Below are 21,087 nucleotides of genomic sequence, written 5' to 3' on the forward strand. Positions count from 1 at the left end.
GCGACGCTATCGCTGCGGCGCGCTCACGCAGCGGAAGCCGACGGTGCGGCCGCGGTCCGAGCCCTCGTACCATGCCCGGTGCGCCGCTCGGAGCCGCGGCGCGTCGTCTCGCCAGCTCCCGCCGCGGACAACGCGCCGCGACACGTTCTCGGGCCTCGTCGAACGAACGGGATTGACCAGGGCCGATGGGTCGTAGGGCGCGTACCAGTCCTGGGTCCACTCGTACACATTCCCTGCCATGTCGAGCAGACCGAAAGGGCTGGCCCCCTCTGGGTGGGACCCCACGGGGGACGTTCTCGTCGGCGAGATCGCGCTCGCGAACTGCGCGCTCGCGAGCGCAGGTCGGGGGGACTCGTTCCCCCAGGGGTAGGTACGGCGGTCGCGCCCCCGTGCCGCGTACTCCCACTCTGCCTCCGTGGGCAAGCGCGCTCCGAGCCAGGCGCAGTAGGTGTCCGCCTGCTGCCAGTCCACGCAGTTGACCGGGTGCGCATCCATTCCGTTCTCGCCCCAGTTGCAGCCGCGGTCTTCACCGGTTACCCTGCATGCGAGTCCGGAGCGCGTCTCCTCCACGCACTGGCGGTACTGCGCGACGGTCACTTCCGTCTGATGCATGCAAAAGGCGCTCACCGTGATCTCGCGCGGTGGGAGCTCTTCGGCCGAATAGCCTTCACCGCTCGGCGATCCCATCGTGAACGTGCCAGCAGGAACGAACACCATGCCCGCCGGGCACTCCTGCGCGAGCGTGCGAAGCGCTGGAGGCGAGCTTGCAGGTAGCCGCCACGCTCGCCACCCAGCAACCCCGAGGCTGGCGAGCACCAGCGCGCCGGCAGCGACGAGGGCCCGGGCCCGCCTTCCCCCCGCTCGGGCTGTGCGCTCGCGCGGCGGCGCTTGGTCCCGCTCCCCCGCTCGTGCTCCTTCCCCCCGCAGCGCCTCGCACAGCTCGGCCACGCTCCCGAGCCGTTTCTCCGGCTCCAACGCTGTCGCTCGCTTCAGCGCCGCTTTGGTCGCGGCGCTGCACGGGATCGAATCGATGAACCGGTCTACGTCCCGGAGAACATCGAACGGTAAATCTGCCCTGTAGAGGCAAAACAACGCCGTGATCGCCAGGCTGTAGACATCCGCCCTCGGACCGGCGTCCTGCGGGCGATTCATGCTCTCCGGCGACGCATAGACAAAGGTGCCGAGCGCTCCGGTCCTCGTCCCACCGGTCGTATCACCAGCAGCGACGAGATCGAAGTCGCTGAGCCTCGGCTTGCCATCGTCGTCCAAGAGGATGTTTGCAGGCTTCACGTCACGGTGGACGAAGCCCTTCTCGTGCGCCGCCGAGAGCGCCTCGCCTACTCCAACGATGGCGGCGAGCGCCTCCGCGCTCGAGATCCTGTTGCTCAATACAGCCTTACGCAGATCGCCCCCGGCGATGAACTCCATGACGAAGTAGTGATGGCCGCCGTCTTCTCCGCGCTGCTCGAGTACGCGCACGACCGCCGGGTGATTGAGCTCCGCCATCGTGCGCGCCCCCCGGAAGAAGCGCTCTCGCGCGATCGGGTCGCCCGCGAGGTTGGCGTGGAGCGCCTTGACCGCGACGATCTCGTCCCTCACCCGATCGTGCGCCTTCCAGACGACGGCGAACCCGCCGCGTCCCACGCGCTCGAGGAGGAGATAGCGCCCGTCCTCCAGCGAGTCCCCCTCGCGGACCTGCCCCCCCTCGCGGAGCTGCCTGCGCAACGCGACGATCTCGCGATCGATCTCTGCAGTCGTGAATCCGCCCTTTGTGAGCTCCAGTCTGCGCGCCCGCGCCGCCTCGATCTGCCGGCTGAGCAGCTCTGTCGCGGCGTCCGGATACGCGGGGGTCAGAGCCCGGGCCGCGGAAGCGGGCGCCGCGCTCCGGCTCACCGGAGTTCCCCTGGCATGCGAAGGTCCAGCGATCCGCGGACCGAGCTGTTCGATGGCCAGGCGTATCCCTCGTGCCACGTGCTCCCATGCCTCGTCCCGGTTCGGCCAGCTCGTGACGGGCCTGCCCTCCGCGGGCAACGCCGCGAGCTGCGCGAACGGCGCGTCGTGCCAGTCGGACGCGCGCAGGAGGACGGGGATCACCCGCGCCGTGCGGGCGCGGTGCCGCTCGAGCGCCTTCTCCATCTCCACACGATAGCAGTCCTCCGATGCGAGGTAGTCAGCGCTGACGAGCAGCAGGATGACGCGCGCACGGTCGAGCGCCGCTGCCGCCGCGCCTTCTCTCTCCTCGCCTGGCCCAACACGCCCCCGATGCCAGCCTCGGATGACCTCGCGCTGCCTCAAAACCGCGAGGTGTTTCTCGAGCTCGTGGCGGAGCGCCTCGTCCTGCTGTGCGTAGGAAAAGAAGACGTCGATCGGCTCGTGCATGGTCCTAACCGCGCAGGCGCCCTCGGGCTGGCCGCGAGTATACCCGAAGCCGACGGTGAGCCGATGGCGGACGTGGCGGCGCGGTCGGCCGTCTTGCTGTCCACGGCCTGGAAGCGCCGCGCGAGGCCTCGGCACGAAACGCGAGATCACGGACGACGCAGCTTGGAGGGGGCGGTACGTGCGTCCGTTGCGTCGAGGACGGAGTGCTCTCGCGCTCCGAGGAGACGACGATGATCGCGGTCCTTGTGCCTCGCGCAGGAGGGCCGCCGCCCAGCATTAAACCCCTTCGCCAGCGACCGCGTCGCGGAGGCAGGCCGACCGGCGTCGCGCTCTACCTGCATGTTGCATGGGGCTTGACTTCACTCGATGGTTATTGTCACGGCATCTGACGAGGCGGTGGTCACGACGGCGGTCCCCGAGAAGGCCCCTCGGCTCCCGTCCAGCGCGCCGCGCGCGGGATCCGTCGTCTTCTCCGGCGTCATCGATCCTCCATGGGAAGGAACCATCGCGCTCCTATCCGGAGAACGGTCTCGTGATGCTGTTCGTGTCCCAGTACGAGGCATATCGGTGGATCTTGCCGTCGCGCAGCTCCAGCACCGCCGCGCCTCGCATGCAGAATCGATTGCCGATCGCCGGGATGCCGGGCGCTCCGCCGGCGTTCGTCCCTGTCGCCTGGTACTCCGCGACGAAGAAACCCTCGCCGATCAGCACGTTGAGGATCTCGAGGTGGAGGTCCGGCACCATCTGGTACGTGGCGCGGGCGAGCGCCTCCGCTTCCTGCTTGCCGCGATGGACCGCGTTGGGGACGTCGTCCCACGTGCAGTCCTCGGCGAGCAGCGAGATGAGCGCCGGGACGTCGCCGGAGGACCAGGCGGCAAACCATTGCTCGAACACGCAGCGGGTTTCCTCCCGGGAGATCGCAGCCCGTCGGTCGTCCATGCGCACGCTCCTCGCCACGGCGCCGCTCCGGCGCGGTCCATTCCTGTGGCTCGGGCGAGGGTATCGGGCCTCGCTGCCACGTCAAGCGCGGCAGCGGCGGCGGCCCCGCGCGGCAGCGGCTCAGGGGGCCGCGCGCGGAACGGCGCGGGGGGCGCTGCCGTGCGCGCGGCGCCGAGCGCGGCGCGCGTCACGCCGGGGGCGCGGAGAGCGCCCCGGCGAGCGCGCCGCCGAGGTGAGCGGCGTCATTCCAGACCACGACACGATAGCCGCCGATCTCGTCGCGCTCGATCACGCGAACGCCGGTGTTCGCCGGCACCTGGAGCGCCATTTGGCCGCCGGCGCCCACGGCGAGCACCCGCCCGACGACGGTCTTGATCGCGGCGCCGTGGAGAGCGCGGAGCTATCCGGCCGGCCGGAGCCGGAACGCGCCGCACTCGGGGTGCTCGATGCGGCCGGCGAAGAGCGAGCCGTCGAGCGCGAGGTCGCCCTTCATGCTCACCGTGACGTAGTTGGGTGGACGCTCGAGCCAGGCGCCGGGCGTGAACGACGCGGTCCGCGTCTCGGCGTCGTAGCGGCCGAGCATGAGGTATTTGCCGGAAGCGCCGGAGTCGGCATGACGGAAGTCGAAGATGGCCTTGATGCGGTCGTCCTTGACCTGGAGGATCCGGAACGTCATCTGGGTCGTGCCCTGCGGACAGTCGTAATCGCCGATCCAGGTCCGCGTGCGCTCGAACGGGTTGTCGCCCCGGGCCTCGTCAGGCACCCAGCCGTCGGTCGCCACTGGGGCCGTCGGGGGCGGATCCTGGATGACGATGTAGACCGTCTCGGCGGCGGGCGGCTCCGGCGCGCGCGGCTCGCCGAGGCCGGGCGCGGGGCCGCAGGCGGCCAGCAGGAGGGTCGCGCAGGGGGCGCAGCGCAGGGCAGAGCGCCGTCGGGGGGAGGGGGAGGTCGCGGTACCCATGCGGGGGAGGGTACCACAGGGGGAGGGCGGGGGAGGCGGGGCGGCGGTGCGTGAGCGTGACGGGGAGGCACGGGAGGCGCGGGGCGGTGGCGCGGTCGGCGCGGGACGGGAATAGACCATCACCATGGGCGTGGCCACGTGCGCTATCGGCCCGGCAAGCATTTGCCGGCCGGCAAGCTGGCCGGCAAATGCTTGCCGCGCCGGCAAGCTGGCCGGCAAATGCTTGCCGGAGCCGGCAGGTCGCCGTTGCGTCGCGGAGGGCCCGGCATCGAGAGAGGCGGCCTGTTCGCCCTGAATTCCGCAGGGATCGTCGCCGCACGGGCCGTGGAATGTCCGCGGTACATCGATTGCAGCGCTCGCGGGTATGTCCGAATCCACCATCGAAGTCACCCCGTCGCCTCGACTCGGTGCCATGGCCGGATCCCCGGGGCCCGTGTCGCCGTGCTCGACGCCGGAGGCGCGCCTCCTGGATCTCGCCGATCGCCTCGCCGGCAGCGGGGGAAGGACGCGGCTCCTGGCCGAGACGATGCGCGTCCATCCCGAGGTGAGCGGGCGCCGGCCCTCCACCTTGAACGACGACGGCTCGCCGCTCGAGCTGTGCATCACCTCGACCCGGAGCGGCTGCCGATACCGGATCATCGGCGACCCCGAGCCCGAGGAGCGTGGTTGTCGCGCGCGGCTCGCCCTCTTCCGCGACGCCCTGGCCCGGCTGCTCCCGCTCACCTCCGCGACGCGGCTCGCCCCCGTGCTCGACGCCGCCGTCGACCTCTGGCTGCCGGAGGACGACGCCTCCCTCGAGCTGATCACGAGCCGGATCCTCTGGTTGGCCGCAGCGATCGACACGCCGGGCGTGGGGATCTACCTCGACGGCCGCGTCGGCTCGTATCTCGAGTCGCTCGAGCGCGGGCGGGCGTGGCTCGATCGCATGTTGCCGGACGCCTCGCTCGCCAAGCGCTTCCTCTCCGCTTTCGACGCGGTGGGCGGGCTCGGCGGCGTGGGCGTCGAGGGCGTCACGCCGGCGCTGTCGCGGGTGAAGGTCCAGTGGGGGGTCGTCGCGCCCATTCTCCTCGATCGGCTCGGGCTCCCGCTGCTCGGGGACGAGCCCCTGCGGCGGTTCTTCCACATCATGGCCGGAGATCGAGAGCTCCGGGTCACCTATCCCGTCTTCAGCGCGGGGTTCGCGCTGGAGTCGGGGGCCCTCGCCGACGTGAAGGTGGACATCTGCGGCTGCCGCGCCTGCCTCGCGCTCTCCCCGGAGGAGTGGGTGCATCGCATCGAGGCCGCGTGCGCGGCCTTCGGGCTCGCGCCGCCGCCGGTGCTCCCGGAGATCCTCGCGCGCGCCGCCACCGCCGTGTTCCTGGGGCTCGGCCTCGACGCCGCCGGCGAGGTCCGGCTGAACCTCTATCTGAAGGGCTGAACCATTTCACTCGCCCCCTCTCGACACCCATCAACACGAGGAGCCATGCAACACACCATCGATAAGCTGGACGCGCGCGACCGCGCGCACGTCGAATCCATGCTCGCCCGCTACGGGCTCACGGGGGACCCGCACATGCGCGGTCACCTCGTCGTCCCGGCCCACGCCACGCTCCACCTCGATCAGGGCAAGGACACGAGCGGCACCCACCTCGTCCTCCGCACCAGCGATCTCGACGTGGTGAAGCGGTGGATCGGCACCCCCGACTCCGTGTTCCACCAGGGGGCCCCCTGCCAGCTGACGGCGCCCACCACCGTGATCGACCTGGAGAAGGACCTCTGCCAGCTCGACGCCGCCGAGGCCCAGGCCCTGCGCGACGCCGCGCGCCGCTACATCTACGGCGACTCTCGCCAGGTGGGCTGGTACAAGCGCGCCCTCGAGAAGTACTTCGCGCCGTTCTCGATCCCCACCTACATCTACACGACGCTCGATGTCCGCGGCGAGCTGAAGTTCTCCGACCCCGCCGCGCTGCTCCTCGCCAACACCATCCTGTTCCACCCGGGCGGGACCATCGTCAGCTCCGGAAACCTCTCCATCCAGGCCACGTACATCGCCAAGCAGTCGAGCTGAGGCGACCGGGCACCACCACCCCACAGACCGAGAAGAGAGGTTTCCGATGCACAACAAGAAGACTGCCAGCATCCCGTTCTTCGGCGATATCAAGCTCGTCGATCCCAGCGACTCGGGGACGAACATCGACCTGAGCGGCAAGGTCGCCGGCGTGACGCCGCCGATCGGACAGCCCGGCTCGTCCCCGGGGAAGGCCGCCAGCGGGGCGAACGGCTATTGCAACACCTGGAGTCGCTGCGGCAACTCCTCCAGCGATCGCGACGGCGCCGCGGGCGACAAGGGCGGCACGGGCGTCCCGCCCTCGCGCGCCACCGACGGCCAGTCCGGCGGGAGCACGACGGCCTATGTCCGCGATCTGCTCACGCCGATCGTCGCCTATTCCACGGGCGCGGCGGGCGGCATCGGCGCCGCCGGCGGGCCCGGCGGCACGGGCGGCGAGGGCGGCAACGGCGGCAGCGGCGGCAACTGCTGCAGCGCCGGGAGCGGCGGCAAGGGCGGCGACGGCGGCGACGGCTCGAAGGGCGGCGCGGGCGGCAATGGCGGCGACGGCGGCATCATCACCATCCTCTACACGAACGCCAATGGGTTCAATCTGACCGGCAACGTCGCCGGCGGCCCGCTCGGCCCCGGCGGCCCCGGCGGCCGCGGCGGCGACGGTGGCAAGGGAGGGTCCAACGGCGGCGGCGGGACGGCCGCCGGCGGCGCCCCTGGCGGCAGCGGGCCTCAGGGCGATCCGGGCACCCCCGGGAGGAACGGCGAGCTCAACTTCCGGGTGAACCCGCCTGCCGTGAGCCTCACCGCCATCTCGCCCAACAACGGGCCGGCCGCGGGCGGGACCTCGGTGACGATCTCGGGTACCAACTTCGTCGTCGATGGCAGCGGCAAGGTCGCGACGGAGGTGCGTATCGGCGGGGTCGCGGTGACGAACCTCGTTTACGTCAGCGACACCACGCTGCGCGGCACCACGCCGCCGGGCTCGGGCGCGGCGTTCGTGGTGGCCATCAACCCGGATGGAAGCACCGGAGTCCTCGACTCGAAGTTCACGTACACCTGAGAGGAGCGGCGCCATGAAGAGTGACGACGGCTTCACGGGCATCCGCGTGCAGGGCGCGAGCGGGAAGGACGGCGCCGATGGCCTGTCCTCGCCTCCGCCCAACCCACCCAGGGCGGGTGATGGAAAGGATGCCGTGTGCGAGGCGTGGAGCCGCAAGGCCGCCACGCGGGGCCTGCCCGGGCAGAAGGGGAGCAACGGGGACGCCTCCAACGCGGGGGGCGCCGGGGACGACGGCGAGCCCGGCCCGAACTGCACGATCACGGTGTCGAGCCTCACCGGCGACATCACCGTCGCTGCCGTGGGCGGCGCCGGCGGCGATGGCGGCAAGGGAGGCCAGGGCGGCAAGGGGCAGGACGGCGGAAACGGCGGCAAGAACGGGGCGTGCACGACGCCCATCGCCGCCGGCGGCGACGGCGGTGACGGCGGCAACGGCGCGCCGGGCGGCGACGGCGGGAACGGCGGCAAGGGCGGCACGATCGCGGTGTTCTACGATCAGATGCCGGGGAACGTGACCATGGATGTCTCCGGCGGCGCAGCGGGCACGGGCGGCGCCGGCGGCGATCCGGGCGCGCCTGGCGCGGGGGGCCACGCCAACGGTGGGAAAGGGCCCCAGTCGCCCTCCGGCGGGACGGGCACCGCGGGCGCGCCGGGCAACACGGGCTCTCCCGGGTCGAACGGCGTCGCGCGGATCAGCCGCAACGCCAGCGTCCCGACGCTGACCTCGCTCTCGCCGCTGCAAGGCCCGGCGGCGGGCGGCACGAGGTTCGTCCTCCGCGGGACGAACCTCACGCCGGACACGACGGTGAAGTTCGGCGGCGCGGTGGCGACGACCACCTTCGTCTCCTCCGTCGAGATCGACGGCACGACGCCGCCGGCCACCGCCGCCGGTGAGGTCTACGTCGTGGCGACCAACCCGGATGGGAGCACGGCCGTCCTCGACCAGCGCTTCAACTACAACGCCTGAGTCGATCGCCGCCTCGCGATCGTGTGAGGCGGCGCCCACCCGCGAGGGCGGGCCGCCCTCATCTCCCCGCGTGACACCGCGGTCAGAAAGGACTCGCATCATGCTGACGGCCGATGTTCTCAATCAGAGCGTTAACCACCTGACCGGCCAGATAACGTTCCCTGTCAGGCTGATCGATCTCCCGGGCAGGAACGGGCTCCGCGCCCGCGTGTCGATCCGCTACGACGGCGGCGTGCAGGCCAGCGCCGGCACCTGGAACCTGGAGGCCGGGACAGGCGTCGTCGGGCTCGGGTTCTCCCTGGACACCGAGTACATCGTGGCCGTGCCCGACCAGAGCGCCGCGGCGGGGAACATCACCTATTATCACGTCGCCGGGCAGGCGGCGACGCGGCTCGTCAACACCGCGGCGCCGGGCCAGACGCCGGCGTTCACGGCCGAGGGGCGGCAGCCGTGGCTCATCGCCTACGACGCGGCGAACGAGGGCTGGACGGTGACCAAGGAGGACGGGACCGTCTTCCGGTTCGGGGGAGCGGCGGGCAACGCGGTGCAGTGGGGCGTGCGCTGGGGCGCCTTCCTCGGGGCGAGCAGCCAGACGAGCGGCCAGTCGCGCGGCGCGGTGATCTGGAGCCTGGCCTCGGTGACCTCGCCGTTCGGGGACACGCTCACCTACGCCTATTCGGCCTATCCCGACGACAACATCGCGGTCGGCGCGGGCGGGCTCGCCTACACGCGGGCCTCCTATCTGCTCTCGATCACGGACTCCGTGGGGCGGGTGATCTCGCTCCAGTACGGCGACAAGCTCCAAGAACCCTCCGGGCAGCGCGAGTATGTCGCGCCGCACAGCGGTCAGTACAACACCCCGAACGCCTACCAGGATCGCTACGAGACGCGCTTCCTCTCGTCGATCCGCGTCACCGACGCCGCCGGGCGCCTGCTGGAGACCGTGTCGCTCGGCTACGCCGTGGTGGGCGACGGCCTCCTCGCCAAGCGCTACCTCACCAGCGTGACGCTCACGAGCGCCGCCGGGGCCGCGCTCCCGAGCCTGAAGCTCGCCTATCTCTACCAGGACGCGAAGGGCGCGCCGCTCGGCGTGCTCGACCGCGTGACCCTCCCCGAGGGCGGGGTCTTTCAATATACGCACACGGCCGCCTCCCCGGCGCGGCCGATCGCGGACCGCACCACGAGCATCCTCAAGACCGGAGTCTCCAAGCCCCGTGTCTACGCGTACGCCAACTACACGGTGGTGACCTGGTACGACGGCACGAGCCGCTTCGCGGACGTCTACGTCTACACCTGGACGGGCCGGTGGGTCGAGGACGCGCTCCCGGACATCGGCGTCTACGACCAGTACGACAACCTGCAGGTGGCCACCGCGGCCGATCTCTTCGCCATCTACCGCCCGACGTACACCGTCTCTTCGCCGGTCAAGCCCTCTCTCGACCTGGTTCACCAGGACGCGGCGCAGCCCGGCAAGCACGTGTACGCCCGCTTCGAGCTCACCTCCCTGACCGACGGCGAGCCCGTCGAGGTCGTGGCGGGGCGGCGCTACGTCGCCGTGCTCGGCAAGCAGAGCGGCCAGCTGCTCCGCTTCACGTGGACGGGGGCGTCGTGGACGCAGGAGGCGGCCATCCAGCTCCCCTACGCCACGCAGAGCCCCTGCTACAGCGTCGCCGGCGATCACAACTACCTCGCGGTCATCGCCCGGCCGTACTCCAGCCCGGACGAGACCGCCCAGCTCCGCCTGCTCTACATCGACGATCAGGGCGCGTGGCAGACGGGCTTCCAGGGACCGATCGTCACCACCGCGCAGAACGCCGACAGCGTGAAGCTCTTCGCCGGCGACGCGTTCGCGATCCTCGAGGTCGAGAACGACCGCCTCGGGCTCAACGAATACCGGTATCAGGCGATCACCTGGGACGCGCGCTATGGGTCGCCGCGGGCCACGGATCTCGTCACCACCGGGGTGGGCGAGCACTACACGGTCGCCATCCGCGGCGCGCTCGTGGGGATCGACACCCACGTCTTCCGCTTCGACGGGCGCGACTTCAGCCATCACGTGGACCTCTCGGACCGCGCCTATCGCTACCCGAACCAGACCGGGGGAAGGCTCCTCGCCTATGGCTTCGACAAGGTGGTCCGCCGCGTCGAGCAAGCGTATGACGGCGAGATCCTCGGCTATGCGTATGATATCACCGAGTTCTTCCCCGCGACGGGGCAGCTCGCCGTCGGTGCCTTCAACGGCGCGAACCGGCCCTCGCGCCAGGAGACGGAGTGGGGGTTCTTCCCGCGCACCAGCAGCACCATCCGGTTCCCCAGCAACTTCGTGCTGCTGAGCGATCAGCTCTACTACGAGAACCCCGATTTCTCCTGGGCCGTGGTGGGCACCATCCCCGACGACGTGGCCAAGAACAACGCCGCCAGCGTACAGATCTCGGGCTCCCGGTTCCTCTGTTACCAGAAGGGCGCGGACAGCCATGTGATCCCGCTCAAGAACGGCGCCCCGCTGTCCCCGATCGTGCTCACCGGGCGCTCGATCTACACCACCTCCACGCAGCTCGTCGGGCCGCTCGGGCTGGTGAGCTACACCGGGTCCTTCGATACGCCGGGCTCGCTCCAGATCCACGCCCTCGTCGCCGACGGCCTCATCGACCCCGTGACCAACTACGTGGTCACCCGCGTCGACGTGGACGGCGGCTTCGGCAAGCGCTCCATCGCCTATACCTACGACCAGGCGAGCGCCACGAGCGCCCCCTCCGGCTACGCGAACCTCTACAACAAGATCACCATCGCCTCCGGCGCTGCGGCGGACGGGAGCGCGCCCCATGGCAGCACGGAGAAGTACCTCTTCAACGGGCTGCCCAGCGCGCTCCTCGCGCTGCCGTTCCCGGCCGACACGGCCTATACCAACGCGAGCTCGTATTACGGGCTCTTCACCGGGCTCACCTACTGCGAGATCGCCCGGACCTCGGCCGCGGCGGAGGCCGCGCGGACGACGCTCTACTGGATGGCCTACCTCGCCCCGCTCGCGCACGTCACCGTGGGGCGCCGGCTCCGGCAGACGCGATCCGACAACACGACCGACGGCGTGAGCGGCACCGTCACCAGCACGTACAACGATGCAGGGCTCCTCCGGTCGACGACCGCCACGAACACCGCGTGGGACGGCTCCGTCGAGGAGATCTCCGATGTCGTCGCCTACGCGGCCGAGGTCTATCCGGCCATGGCCGCCCTCAACATGCTCGTGCAGGTGGCCCAGAGCAAGCGCACGGTCGGGGCGATCGCCACCGCCATCACGGCGACGACATGGCAGCCCTGGAATGGCACGCAGTACGCGCCCTTCAAGACCTTCCAGGCGCTCAGCAACACCACGGATTTCAACTTCACGGCGTGGTCCGGCAACCAGGATCCGCCGACCTCGACCTGGCTGAAGACCTCCCAGGTGAGCCGGCGGTCCTCGTACGGGCTCACGCTCGAGGCCACGAACCAGGACGGGATCACGATCTCGACCCTTTACGACACCACCCAGTCCCTCAGGGTGGCCGAGTTCCAGAACGCCTCCGTGGCCGGACAGGAGGCGTCGTATTGCGGATTCGAGGACTACGAGGCGGCGTCCGGATGGGCCCTGTCCGGCGGCGCCGCGAGCGACACCCAGGACGCCCACACCGGCGTCGCGAGCCTGCGCGTGCCGGCGTCGGGCTCGTCGTCGCCCACCCTCGCGCTGCGCCGGAGCTTCACGCCGGCCACCCAGGCGCGGGCATACGTCTTCTCCTTCTGGGTGAAGACGGCTCCTGGGTTCGCCGGCGATCCGGGCTCGGCGCACGTCGAGATCGCCTTCTCGGACGGGCGGCCGGTGCAGCGCCTGCCCATCACCGACACCGCCGGGGCCTGGGCGCGGATCGAGAGCGGGCCGATCTCCCCCTCCACGTCCGGCGCGACGGTGACGGTGACGATCTCGGCGTATACCCAGAAGGCGTCTGCCTTCTATCTGCTCGACGATCTCGTGTTCGCGCCCGCCGTGTGCGCCTTCGGAGCCTCGGTGTACCTGGCGCCGAATCTGGTGGTCTCCGCCGAGCTCTCCCTCGACGGGACCATGCGCTATCTCCACGACGGCTTTCAGCGCCGGGTCGCGACGGTGGGGCCGGCCGAGTCCGTCAACGCGCTCACGCTCGACTTCCTGGCGCGGCAGGCGGGGGCGACGAACGCCGCGCCGTCGCTGCCCAACGCCGTCACGACCTGCGGGGCGCGCGCGGGCGGCGCGTATCTGCCCTTCCAGGCCGACTGGGCGTCGCAGTGGCAGGTCACCGACGCCTCGCGGTGGCAGGCGGCGAACGGCGCCCTCGTCTACGCGGGGACGAGCGGGACGGCGACCTGGAGCGGATACACCGGACAGCAGAACTACGGGGTTCGCGTCCAGATCGACCCGCCTTCGGGAGGCGCGTTCGCCGGGCAAGTCTCGCTCTCGCTCGGCAACGTGCAGGTCTCCTGGAAGCCCGATCCGGCGAACCCGGGACAGGGCGCTTACTACCTCGGCGCGGTGCCCCTCACCAACCCGCTCGGCGGCAGCTTCCCGTACGACCGGGAGTGGACGCTCGCCTACGTCGACGGGCGGGTGCTCTTCTGGTCCGGCGGCTGGCTCCTCGTGGACACCATCCAGAGCGGCGCCGTCCCCGGGACGGTGACGCTCTCCGCGCAGGCCCCGGCCGCGTTCCGCGATCTCGTCACCTTCGTCGAGCCGACGCTGGAGATCAGTTATGCCGACGGGCTCGGCAACGCGCAGCAGGTGCAGGTCATGACGGGGGCAGGGACGGTGTCGGTCACCCAGACCCTGTTCGATGGCCTCGCCCGCGGGGCCATCCAATCCAAGTCCGCCACCTACACCGTGGGCGGCGCCGGGGCTCTCTTCGGCTACCGGACGGACTATATCACCAACGCGGACAGCGTGTGGAGCGACGGCGTGATGACGGGCGCCATCACCACCTATCTCCCCGCGGACGAGGGCTATCCTTATAGCCGCTCTGTCTTCGAGGCGTCCCCGCTCGGGCGCGTGATCGAGGTGGGGTTGCCGGGGAAGAGCTTCGCCGTGGGGCAGCACTCGACGCGGTACGCCTACGGCACCAACACCACGGGCTCGCTCCCGCTGCGGAGCTACTTCGTGACGACGAAGACGGACCCCGACGGGGTGATCGTCACCTCCACGGTGGATCGCGGCGGCAACCTGATCGTCCAGCAGGTCGCGAGCTCGGGGGCGACCTTGGCCACGACGACGTACTCCTACGTCTGGACGTCGAGCGGGCGCGCGATCACCGTCTATCCCCCCGACGCCGCCGCGCCCCCGCCGCCCACGCAACGCTCGGATTACGCGGTCCTCTCGCAGTACAACTACCTCGGCCACCTGGTGAAGACCTCGGGGCGGACCGAGGGGGACACGCGCGCCATCTACGACGCCTCGGGGCGGCTGCGCTTCCGGATGACCGCGGACGGCGTGAACACGAACCCGGCAGCGAACGTCGTGCAATACTTCACCTACGACGCGGTCGGGCGCCCGCTCGACGACGGCACGACCACGTGCGACTGGTCGCGGCTCCCCGCGATCGCGCCGCCCTCGTACGTCCCGCCCTCGCCGCTCACGCCGCGCGTGCAGCGCGCCTATTTCGGCCCGGGATCGGGCGACCTGGGGCGCCTCGCCTCCGTCAACATCACGGCGGCGGGGGCGCGCAAGCCCGACGTGCTGAAGTCGATGACCTACGACGCGGCCGGCAACGTCGCCTCCGTGGCGCTCACCGTCGCCGACTACGGATCGAGCACCTATCGAGTCGACTACACCTACGACAACTTCAGGAACCCGGCCACGATCACGTATCTGGACTCCTCCACGCTCGTGGTCAACTACACGTACAACCGTCGCGGGCTCCTCGACACCGCCGCGAAGGACGGCGCGCCGGCGTTCGCCTCGTACCTCTACGATGCCGACGGGGCCATCGCCAAGGAGTCTCTCGGCGTCTGGGGATCGCAGGGGGTGAGCCGCACCTATACGTACAACTCGCCGGGCTGGATCTCCACGGTGAGCTACCGCTACCTGGCCCAGACGCTCCTCTATGATCAGCCCGGGGCCGGCTACAAGGGCGCGACTTACTACAGCGGGCTCGTCGCCGCCGAAGCCTACAGCCCCGTGTGGAGCGGCGCGCCGGCCGGCTACACGAACCAGTACGCGTACGACGGGCTCGGCCAGCTCAAGTACGCCTTGAACAACCTCAACACCGAGTGGGGAATCGGCATCGGCCCCGGGGTCCAGTACGACGCGAGCGGCAACCTGCTCCAGCTGAACCGCGGCAACACGATGCTGAAGTATGCCTATCAGGTGCCCAACCAGGTGGCCCAGGTCTCCGGCAGCGTCTCGGCGCAGTTCACCTATACGCCCTCGGGATCGGTGGCGTCGGCGCTCCCCTCCATCCGCACGATCACCTACGACCCGCTGTGGACCAGGGCCACCAGCGTCGCGGTTGCGACCGGCGCTCAGCCCACGCTTGCGTTCCGGTACGACGAGCAGGCCCGGCGGGTCTACAAGGCCGTGACGACCGGCGGCGCCACCCGCGCGACGCTCTATGTGCACGGCCTCGCCGCCCAGCCGCTCGTGGAGATCGATCGGGACACGAGCGGGGCGGAGGTGGTGACGCTCCACGTCTACACGCCGAACGGGCGGGTGGCCTTCGTGCGCGGCGGCGCCACGTACAACGTGCTCCGCGACGCGCTGGGATCGACCCGGGTGATCATCGACTCCACGGGCGGGGTGGTGGCCTCGTACGATTACATGCCCTTTGGCAAGCTGATGCGGACCACGGGGACGCCGGACACCCTGCGCTATCGCTACACCGGGCAGGAGTTCGACCCGTTCAGCGCCACGCTGGACGACGGGCTCTACAACTACCGCGCTCGCCTTTACGACTGGAACCTGAGCCGCTTCTACGCGCCCGATCCAGCGCGGCAGCTCGGAACGCCGTACGCCTACGTCGGCAACAACCCCGTTTCTCTGGCCGATCCGACGGGCGAGTCCTGGCGCGACGTGCTCGGCGTCATCGGCGCGGTCGTGGGCGCCGCGGCGGCCGGCATCGCGGTCGGCGCCCTGCTGCCGGCCACCCCGGCGGTGCTGGCGGGGGCCACGATCCTGCTCGGCGCCTACGCCGCGGGGCGGGCGGTCGGCGGCGCGGTGGGCATCGCGCGCGGCGCCGAGGGCACGGACCTCCTCGACTACGGCACCTCCTATGGAATCGCGGGGCTCACCGCCGCGGCCGGCGCGCTCGGCGCGCCCCTGGTGGGGCTGAGCACCGGCTCGATCGTCCTGGCCGAGGGCTTCGGGCTCTACAACGGCTACTCGCTGGCGCCGGCGGACAGCAACCCGGCGAGCTTCGGCTATTATCTGGCCGCCGGCATCGCCGTGAGCTTCGCCGGAGAGGCGCTGGGCAACACCGCGGTTCGATTCTCGTCGAGGGTGGCATACAACGCGGTGGAGAACACCGTGTTGAACAGTCTGCAGGCCAGCGTCGTGCAGCGCGGCGTGTCCGGGTTCACGTCGGGCCTGCTCCTCTCCGGCGGGTCGGCGGCCGCCGCCGGCTCCGGCACCGGCGAGGTCACCCGGCGAGCGCTCGTGGGCGGGTTCGCCTACGGCCTCGGCAGCGGCGCCGGCGGCGCGTTCCGCGGCGCCGGGGCCTACGTCCGACCGGGCCCCTTCACCCTGAGCGGGGTCGCCAGCGGGGTGGCCGCGCGCAACTTCGCGCCGCTCACCGGCTACCTCACGCAGCAGGCGCTCGAGAAGATCGTCAAGCAAACCTTCGTCGTGGCCTTGGACGAGAACGTCCGCGAATCCCGTATCGCCCTCGTGCAGCGCTACCTCTTCTAGGCGTGGAGGATACTCCCATGATCCCTGTCTCCTCGACCGAGCGACTCGTACGCTCACTGCCCACCCTCGATCGCCCCTTCGCGCTCCCCGCGGGCGCGCAGGACGCGTATCGCCGCGACGGCCACGTCTTCCTGCCCGGGGTGCTCACCGCGGCCGAGGTCGCCGCCATCCGCCCGCACGTGGCCGAAGCCGTGCGGCAAAATACGGCCGAGCTGGCCCCCGAGGAGCGGGCGCTCGGCGGCAGCTCCAGCCGCATCGCCTTCCTGATCTCCGAGGCCCCGCCCGCGCTCCGGCCGCTCCTTCTCTCGCGGCGCCTCGGGCGCATCGCCGCGGAGCTCCTGGGCGTGCGCGCGGTGCGCGTGCTCCACTACTATGGCTTCTGGAAGGCTCCGGGCGGAGCCGAGACTCCCTGGCACCAGGACGGCCTCTTCCTGCCGCTCGATCGCGACGTCGTGACCCTCTGGCTGCCCCTCGTCGACGTCTCCTCCGAGACGGCGATGAAGTTCGCCAATGGCTCGCAGGGCGCCGGGTTCGTCGAGCTGGGCCACGGCGGCGACGGGGGCCCCGGAGATCCGGTGCGCTCCGACATGGAGCAGCTCGGCTATCCCATCGACGAGGGGCGCGCGCTGCGCGCCGGCGACGCGGACTACCACTCGGGCCGCGTGGTGCACTGCGCGCCCCCCAACCGGATGGCCTACACGCGCGAGGTGATCGCCATCTGCTACTACCCCGCGGACAGCCGCCTCGCCCCGGCCGACGAGGTGCTCGGCTTTCCCGGCGGCGGGGCCGGCGCGTACTACCGGGAGGCGCTGCGCGCCCACTACTTCCCCGGCGCCGGCGACCATGACGTCGCGGCCGGGCCAGCGAACCCGGTGGTGTACGCCGCCGCGCCCGAGCCCGTCGCGGCGCTCGCCGGGGGCGAGGCGCCGTTCGCCTCGCCCCACGCGCTTCCCGCCGGGGCCGTCGAGGGGTTCCGCGCCCGCGGGCACACGCTCGTGCGCGGCGTGATGACAGGGGCCGAGGTCCGCGCCTACGCCCCGCGCCTGCGCGGCGCGGTGGAGCGGCACGACGAGGAGCGACACGAGATGGAGCGCAGCGTCGCCGGTCGCGAGCAAGGGTGGCAGTTCGTCAACAACCTCTGGCGGCTCGACCCCGCGGCGCGGGAGCTGGTGCTGGGGCGGCGCTTCGGGGGGATCGCCGCCGATCTCCTGGGCGTCGATCGCGTCCGCGTCTTCCGGGACCAGTCGTATTTCAAGCAGCCCGGCGGTGGAAACACCGCCTGGCACCAGGACGCGTACTTCATGCCGCTCGACACCGAGGCCGTGGTGACCATGTGGCTCGCGCTCGCCCCTGTTACGCCGCACATGGCGCCCATGCTCTTCGCCGACGGCTCCCATCGCTCCGGCTACGTGGGGACGTCGCTGCCGGACGACGACTCGATGGATCGCTTCGAGCGCTCGCTCCTCGAGCGCGGCTACCCGGTGACGTGCTACGGCCCGCTCGACGCCGGGGACGCCAGCTTCCACGCGGGGTGGACGCTGCACGCGTCGCGGAGCAACACCGATCCGCGCCGGCGCGAGGCGATCGTCGTGGTCTTCTTCGCCGACGGGGCGCGCGTCGCCGCCCCGGGGATCGCGCCCGGCGCCGCCCCGCAGGAGGTGTTCGCGGCGACGATCCGCGAGAACAACCGGCGCGAGTCGCTCCCCGGCCTGGCCCCGGGCGATCTCGCGGCAGGCGAGAGGACGCCGCTTATCTTCGACCGCCGCGGCCGCGGCGGCGCGCGGGGGGCGTCGTGAGCGCCGCGACGGCGCGGGCGCTGTCCTTCCTCCTGCGCGCGCAGGACGAGGGCGGCTTCTTCCACGACTACGCGCTCGCCGCCGGCGAGGGCGACGAGTGGGTCACCGGCTACGTGGGCGCGGCGCTCGCGCGCCTCTCGGTCTCCGAGGCGCGCCGCGCGGCGGCGGCGGCGCTCGCGGCGCTGGTGGCGCGCGCGCAGCGCCCCGGGGGCGCGTGGGGCTACAACGGGATCACGCCGGGCGACGCGGACAGCACCCTCTGGGGGCTGCAGCTCGCGCGCGCGGTGGGCGCGCCCGAGGTCCCGCGGATCGCGGCCGCGCGCGCCGCGCTGATGGGTCACTACCAGGCCGACGCCGGCCTCTCCACGTACGCCTCCGAGGGCGCCATCCGCGCGTTCATCAACGCCCCGCCCGCGATCTCGCTGGCGGGCTGGTGCAGCTCGCACGTCTGCGTCACCGCCGCCGCCGCCGCGCTGCCCGAGATGCGCGACGCGGTGCGCCCGTTCCTGCTCGCGGCGCAGCGCCCCGACGGCTCGTTCGGCGCCTACTGGTGGCAGGACGACGAGTACGCGACCGCGCTGGCGGCGCTCGGGCTCGCGGGGTGCGGCGTCGCGGCCGATCGACCGCGCGTCGCCGCCGCGATCGCCTGGGCGGCGCGGAGGCTCGGCGCGGACGGCGCGGCGCGGACCGACGCGCACCCCGCGGGCTCGCCCTTCGCGACCGCGTGGTGCCTGCGCCTCCTGCGCATCGGCGCGGGGGAGGAGGCGATCGGCCGTCGCGCGCGTGCCGCCGAGGCGTGGCTGCGCGGCGCGCAGCGGCCCGACGGCTCCTGGGACGCGTCGGCGCGCCTGCGCGTGCCGCTCCCCGACGATCTCGATCCTGCGAGCTTCACCGGCTGGGTCTACGGCGGGACCATGCAGGGGAGCGTGGTGCTCGACGAGGCGCGCGTGATGACGACGGCGACGGTGCTCGCCGCGCTGGCCGGCTGAGCGCCGGGCCGCGCCGCCGCCTCGGCAGGGGGCGCCCGTCCCGCGCGCCGCGCACCTGGGCGGCGGGAGCGGCGCGGCACCGCCCCGGACTCCCCACCTCGGGCCCGCCGCTACCCCCCGAGCAGCAGCGCCCGCAGCACCTCCGCTTCCCGCTGCGCCCGCGCGGCGATCGGCACGAGCCCCACGACGCACCCCACCGGCACCTGCCTCGCGAGGATCACCCCGTTCTGGCTCCGGAACACCCGAATCCCCCGCGTCCGGAGCCGCGCCGGGCTGATCTCGAGCATCACGTCGACCCGCGCCCGCTTGCCCACCGCGCTGTCCAGCGCGTCGGTGCAGTGCACGTGCGTGCGCGCCGCCGGCCGTATCCCGTCTCGCGCGATCCCGCGGACCGCGTCCACGCTCGTGCCGTGCCAGATCGGCGCGTCGACGTGGACCTCCTCCCACGACGCTTCGAGCCCGGCGAGCGTCACCGGCATCCCCTCGCGCGAGTGTCCCTGCGAGGCGCGCACCCGGTCGCCCCGGAGCTCGAGGCGGTTCTTCGTGTTGTTCGCCACCACCTCGTCCAGGCGGGAGCGCGTCATCCCGAGCGCCCCGAGCACGTCGTCCACGGCGACCCAGCCGGCGTCGTCCATGGCGATGCCCAGCGACGGCGCCCCGTGGCGGAGCAGCCAGGAGAGCTTCTTGCTCGTGTCGGTCAAGCGATCGCGGCCCATCGTCAAGCTCCGTTCTTTCCCTCTCGGACCCCGGAACCCCGGAGTCAACGTACGTGGAGCATAGACACCCAGCTATCACGCGGAAGCGATATTTCTGGATAGGCTATCGCGTTTCGCGATAGCTTCCTCCCGCCATGCTCAACCTCGACTGGCTCGGCGCCTTCGTGGTCTTCACCGAGCACCTCAACTTCACGCGCGCGGCGCGGGCGCTGCACATCTCGCAGCCGGCGCTCCACGCCCAGATCGGCAAGCTCGGCGAGGCGCTCGGCGTGACGCTCTACAGGCGGCGCGGTCAGCGGCTCGAGCTCACCGCCGACGGCAAGCGCGTGGCCGCCTTCGGGCGCGAGGTGGGCGAACGGACGCGGTCGTTCCTCGACGTGCTCCGCAAGGGCGAGAGCCGCGAGCCCGTGGTGCTCTGCGCCGGCGAGGGCTCGTACCTCTACCTGCTCGGCGAGGGGATCCGCGCCTTCACCGCCCGCGCCGCCGCCCCGCTCCGGCTGCTCACGCGCGACCGCGACGCCACGCTCGACGCCGTCGCGACGGGCGAGGCGCACCTCGGCGTCGCGCCGCTCGAGGGCGCGCCGGACGGGCTCGTCGCCGACCGCCTCACCGAGGTCGAGCAGGTCCTCGTCGTCCCTGACGCGCACCCGCTCGCCCGCAAGCGCCGCATCGCGCTGCGCGACCTCGAGGGCGCCCGCCTCGTGGTCCCCGGCCCCTCGCGGCCCCACCGGGCGCTGCTCGCGCAGGCGCTGCTCTCGGCGGGCGTCCGCTGGGAGCCGGCCGTCGAGGCGAACGGCTGGGAGCTGATGCTCCACTTCGTCCGGCTCGGCGTCGGCATCGCGGTGGTCAACGGCTGCTGCCGCCTGCCGCGCGGCCTCGTCGCGCGCCCGATGCCCGAGCTGCCGCGCAGGATCTTCCACGTCGTCCGCCGTCGCGGGGTCGAGCTCCAGGGCGCGGCGGCGGAGCTCCGCGACACGCTGCTCGCGCACGGCGCTGCCTGGAAGCGGAGAGAACGTGAACGTGGAGGGAGAGGCGCTCCCGGTCCTCCGGCGCCGAGCCGGTAGAACATCGATCACGTTGGGCGAAAGAGAAATAAACCGCCAAGGCGCCAAGGACGCCAAGAAAAACAAGAAAAAGATGATGTCTTGGCGTCCTTGGCGTCTTGGCGGTTTGAAATTCTGCTCGTTTCAGGCGGGTTCAGCCCGGTTGTCGCTCTGGCCGTCGCGGCCCCTCAGGGCGAGCTGATGGCAAAGCGGGAAGGCGGAAGAGCGCTATCTCTTCCTGCCTTCCCGCCTCATGGTCCCATCCGACCACGGCCGCCGGGCCCCTGCACAGGGGCTCTACCGGC

Annotated in this window: 13 protein-coding genes; 8 read left to right on the forward strand and 5 right to left on the reverse strand. The window is 71.6% G+C overall.

The features are described 5' to 3' along the window. Positions 1–6: 6 nt before the first annotated feature. From WMF24_RS09900 to WMF24_RS09915, 4 genes are all read right to left on the reverse strand, one after another. Positions 7–2,379 carry an SUMF1/EgtB/PvdO family nonheme iron enzyme gene (locus tag WMF24_RS09900; protein WP_437736130.1) on the reverse strand — a complete coding sequence of 791 codons (2,373 nt, stop codon included), beginning with the start codon at positions 2,377–2,379 and terminating at the stop codon, positions 7–9. Between the two features lie 513 nt (positions 2,380–2,892). Beyond that, entirely contained in the window at positions 2,893–3,318 is a 426-nt protein-coding gene (locus tag WMF24_RS09905) for a nuclear transport factor 2 family protein (RefSeq protein WP_437736131.1), read from the reverse strand. Positions 3,319–3,505: 187 nt separating this feature from the next. After that, the gene (locus WMF24_RS09910; protein ID WP_437736132.1) at positions 3,506–3,646 is read right to left on the reverse strand and encodes a hypothetical protein; all 141 of its coding nucleotides are present in this window, start codon (positions 3,644–3,646) and stop codon (positions 3,506–3,508) included. Positions 3,647–3,718: 72 nt separating this feature from the next. Further along, positions 3,719–4,279, reverse strand: a complete 561-nt coding sequence (locus tag WMF24_RS09915) for a hypothetical protein (RefSeq protein WP_437736133.1) — start codon at positions 4,277–4,279, stop codon at positions 3,719–3,721. Positions 4,280–4,691: 412 nt separating this feature from the next. Here WMF24_RS09915 and WMF24_RS09920 point away from each other — a divergent pair, with 412 nt between their 5' ends. The 7 genes from WMF24_RS09920 to WMF24_RS09950 all read left to right on the forward strand — a co-directional run bounded on the left by WMF24_RS09920 (position 4,692) and on the right by WMF24_RS09950 (position 19,023). Continuing rightward, entirely contained in the window at positions 4,692–5,696 is a 1,005-nt protein-coding gene (locus tag WMF24_RS09920; RefSeq protein WP_437736134.1) for a hypothetical protein, read from the forward strand. A 45-nt stretch (positions 5,697–5,741) separates the two neighbouring features. After that, complete coding sequence (locus WMF24_RS09925) at positions 5,742–6,326, forward strand: hypothetical protein (RefSeq protein ID WP_437736135.1); 585 nt, start codon at positions 5,742–5,744, stop codon at positions 6,324–6,326. Between the two features lie 46 nt (positions 6,327–6,372). Then, positions 6,373–7,380: an IPT/TIG domain-containing protein gene (locus tag WMF24_RS09930; protein WP_437736136.1), complete on the forward strand. Its 1,008-nt coding sequence runs from the start codon at positions 6,373–6,375 to the stop codon at positions 7,378–7,380. 13 nt (positions 7,381–7,393) lie between these two features. After that, positions 7,394–8,344, forward strand: a complete 951-nt coding sequence (locus WMF24_RS09935; RefSeq protein WP_437736137.1) for an IPT/TIG domain-containing protein — start codon at positions 7,394–7,396, stop codon at positions 8,342–8,344. A 100-nt stretch (positions 8,345–8,444) separates the two neighbouring features. Further along, positions 8,445–16,238, forward strand: coding sequence for an RHS repeat domain-containing protein (locus tag WMF24_RS09940; protein WP_437736138.1), 7,794 nt, complete (start codon positions 8,445–8,447; stop codon positions 16,236–16,238). Between the two features lie 17 nt (positions 16,239–16,255). Further along, positions 16,256–18,034, forward strand: a complete 1,779-nt coding sequence (locus WMF24_RS09945; protein ID WP_437736139.1) for a phytanoyl-CoA dioxygenase family protein — start codon at positions 16,256–16,258, stop codon at positions 18,032–18,034. Then, a complete protein-coding gene (locus WMF24_RS09950; protein WP_437736140.1) occupies positions 18,031–19,023 on the forward strand; it encodes a squalene--hopene cyclase in 993 nt (330 codons plus the stop codon). Before WMF24_RS09945 ends, WMF24_RS09950 begins: the two co-directional genes overlap by 4 nt. Positions 19,024–19,133: 110 nt before the next feature. On the opposite strand, the gene WMF24_RS09955 is transcribed toward WMF24_RS09950, so the two are convergent. Beyond that, the gene (locus WMF24_RS09955; protein ID WP_437736141.1) at positions 19,134–19,739 is read right to left on the reverse strand and encodes an RNA 2'-phosphotransferase; all 606 of its coding nucleotides are present in this window, start codon (positions 19,737–19,739) and stop codon (positions 19,134–19,136) included. A 134-nt stretch (positions 19,740–19,873) separates the two neighbouring features. Between WMF24_RS09955 and WMF24_RS09960 the strand changes: the two genes are divergently transcribed. After that, a complete protein-coding gene (locus tag WMF24_RS09960; protein WP_437736142.1) occupies positions 19,874–20,803 on the forward strand; it encodes a LysR family transcriptional regulator in 930 nt (309 codons plus the stop codon). Positions 20,804–21,087: the final 284 nt, after the last annotated feature.

It is taken from the genome of Sorangium sp. So ce1335 (assembly GCF_051521615.1).
GTDB lineage: Bacteria > Myxococcota_A > Polyangia > Polyangiales > Polyangiaceae > Sorangium.

Coding starts and splice junctions, on each gene's coding strand:
- WMF24_RS09900 (WP_437736130.1), bottom strand. CDS start 2,379: ATGCACGAGCCGATCGACGTCTTCTTTTCCTACGCACAGCAGGACGAG.
- WMF24_RS09905 (WP_437736131.1), bottom strand. CDS start 3,318: ATGGACGACCGACGGGCTGCGATCTCCCGGGAGGAAACCCGCTGCGTG.
- WMF24_RS09910 (WP_437736132.1), bottom strand. CDS start 3,646: ATGGCGCTCCAGGTGCCGGCGAACACCGGCGTTCGCGTGATCGAGCGC.
- WMF24_RS09915 (WP_437736133.1), bottom strand. CDS start 4,279: ATGGGTACCGCGACCTCCCCCTCCCCCCGACGGCGCTCTGCCCTGCGC.
- WMF24_RS09920 (WP_437736134.1), top strand. CDS start 4,692: ATGGCCGGATCCCCGGGGCCCGTGTCGCCGTGCTCGACGCCGGAGGCG.
- WMF24_RS09925 (WP_437736135.1), top strand. CDS start 5,742: ATGCAACACACCATCGATAAGCTGGACGCGCGCGACCGCGCGCACGTC.
- WMF24_RS09930 (WP_437736136.1), top strand. CDS start 6,373: ATGCACAACAAGAAGACTGCCAGCATCCCGTTCTTCGGCGATATCAAG.
- WMF24_RS09935 (WP_437736137.1), top strand. CDS start 7,394: ATGAAGAGTGACGACGGCTTCACGGGCATCCGCGTGCAGGGCGCGAGC.
- WMF24_RS09940 (WP_437736138.1), top strand. CDS start 8,445: ATGCTGACGGCCGATGTTCTCAATCAGAGCGTTAACCACCTGACCGGC.
- WMF24_RS09945 (WP_437736139.1), top strand. CDS start 16,256: ATGATCCCTGTCTCCTCGACCGAGCGACTCGTACGCTCACTGCCCACC.
- WMF24_RS09955 (WP_437736141.1), bottom strand. CDS start 19,739: ATGGGCCGCGATCGCTTGACCGACACGAGCAAGAAGCTCTCCTGGCTG.
- WMF24_RS09960 (WP_437736142.1), top strand. CDS start 19,874: ATGCTCAACCTCGACTGGCTCGGCGCCTTCGTGGTCTTCACCGAGCAC.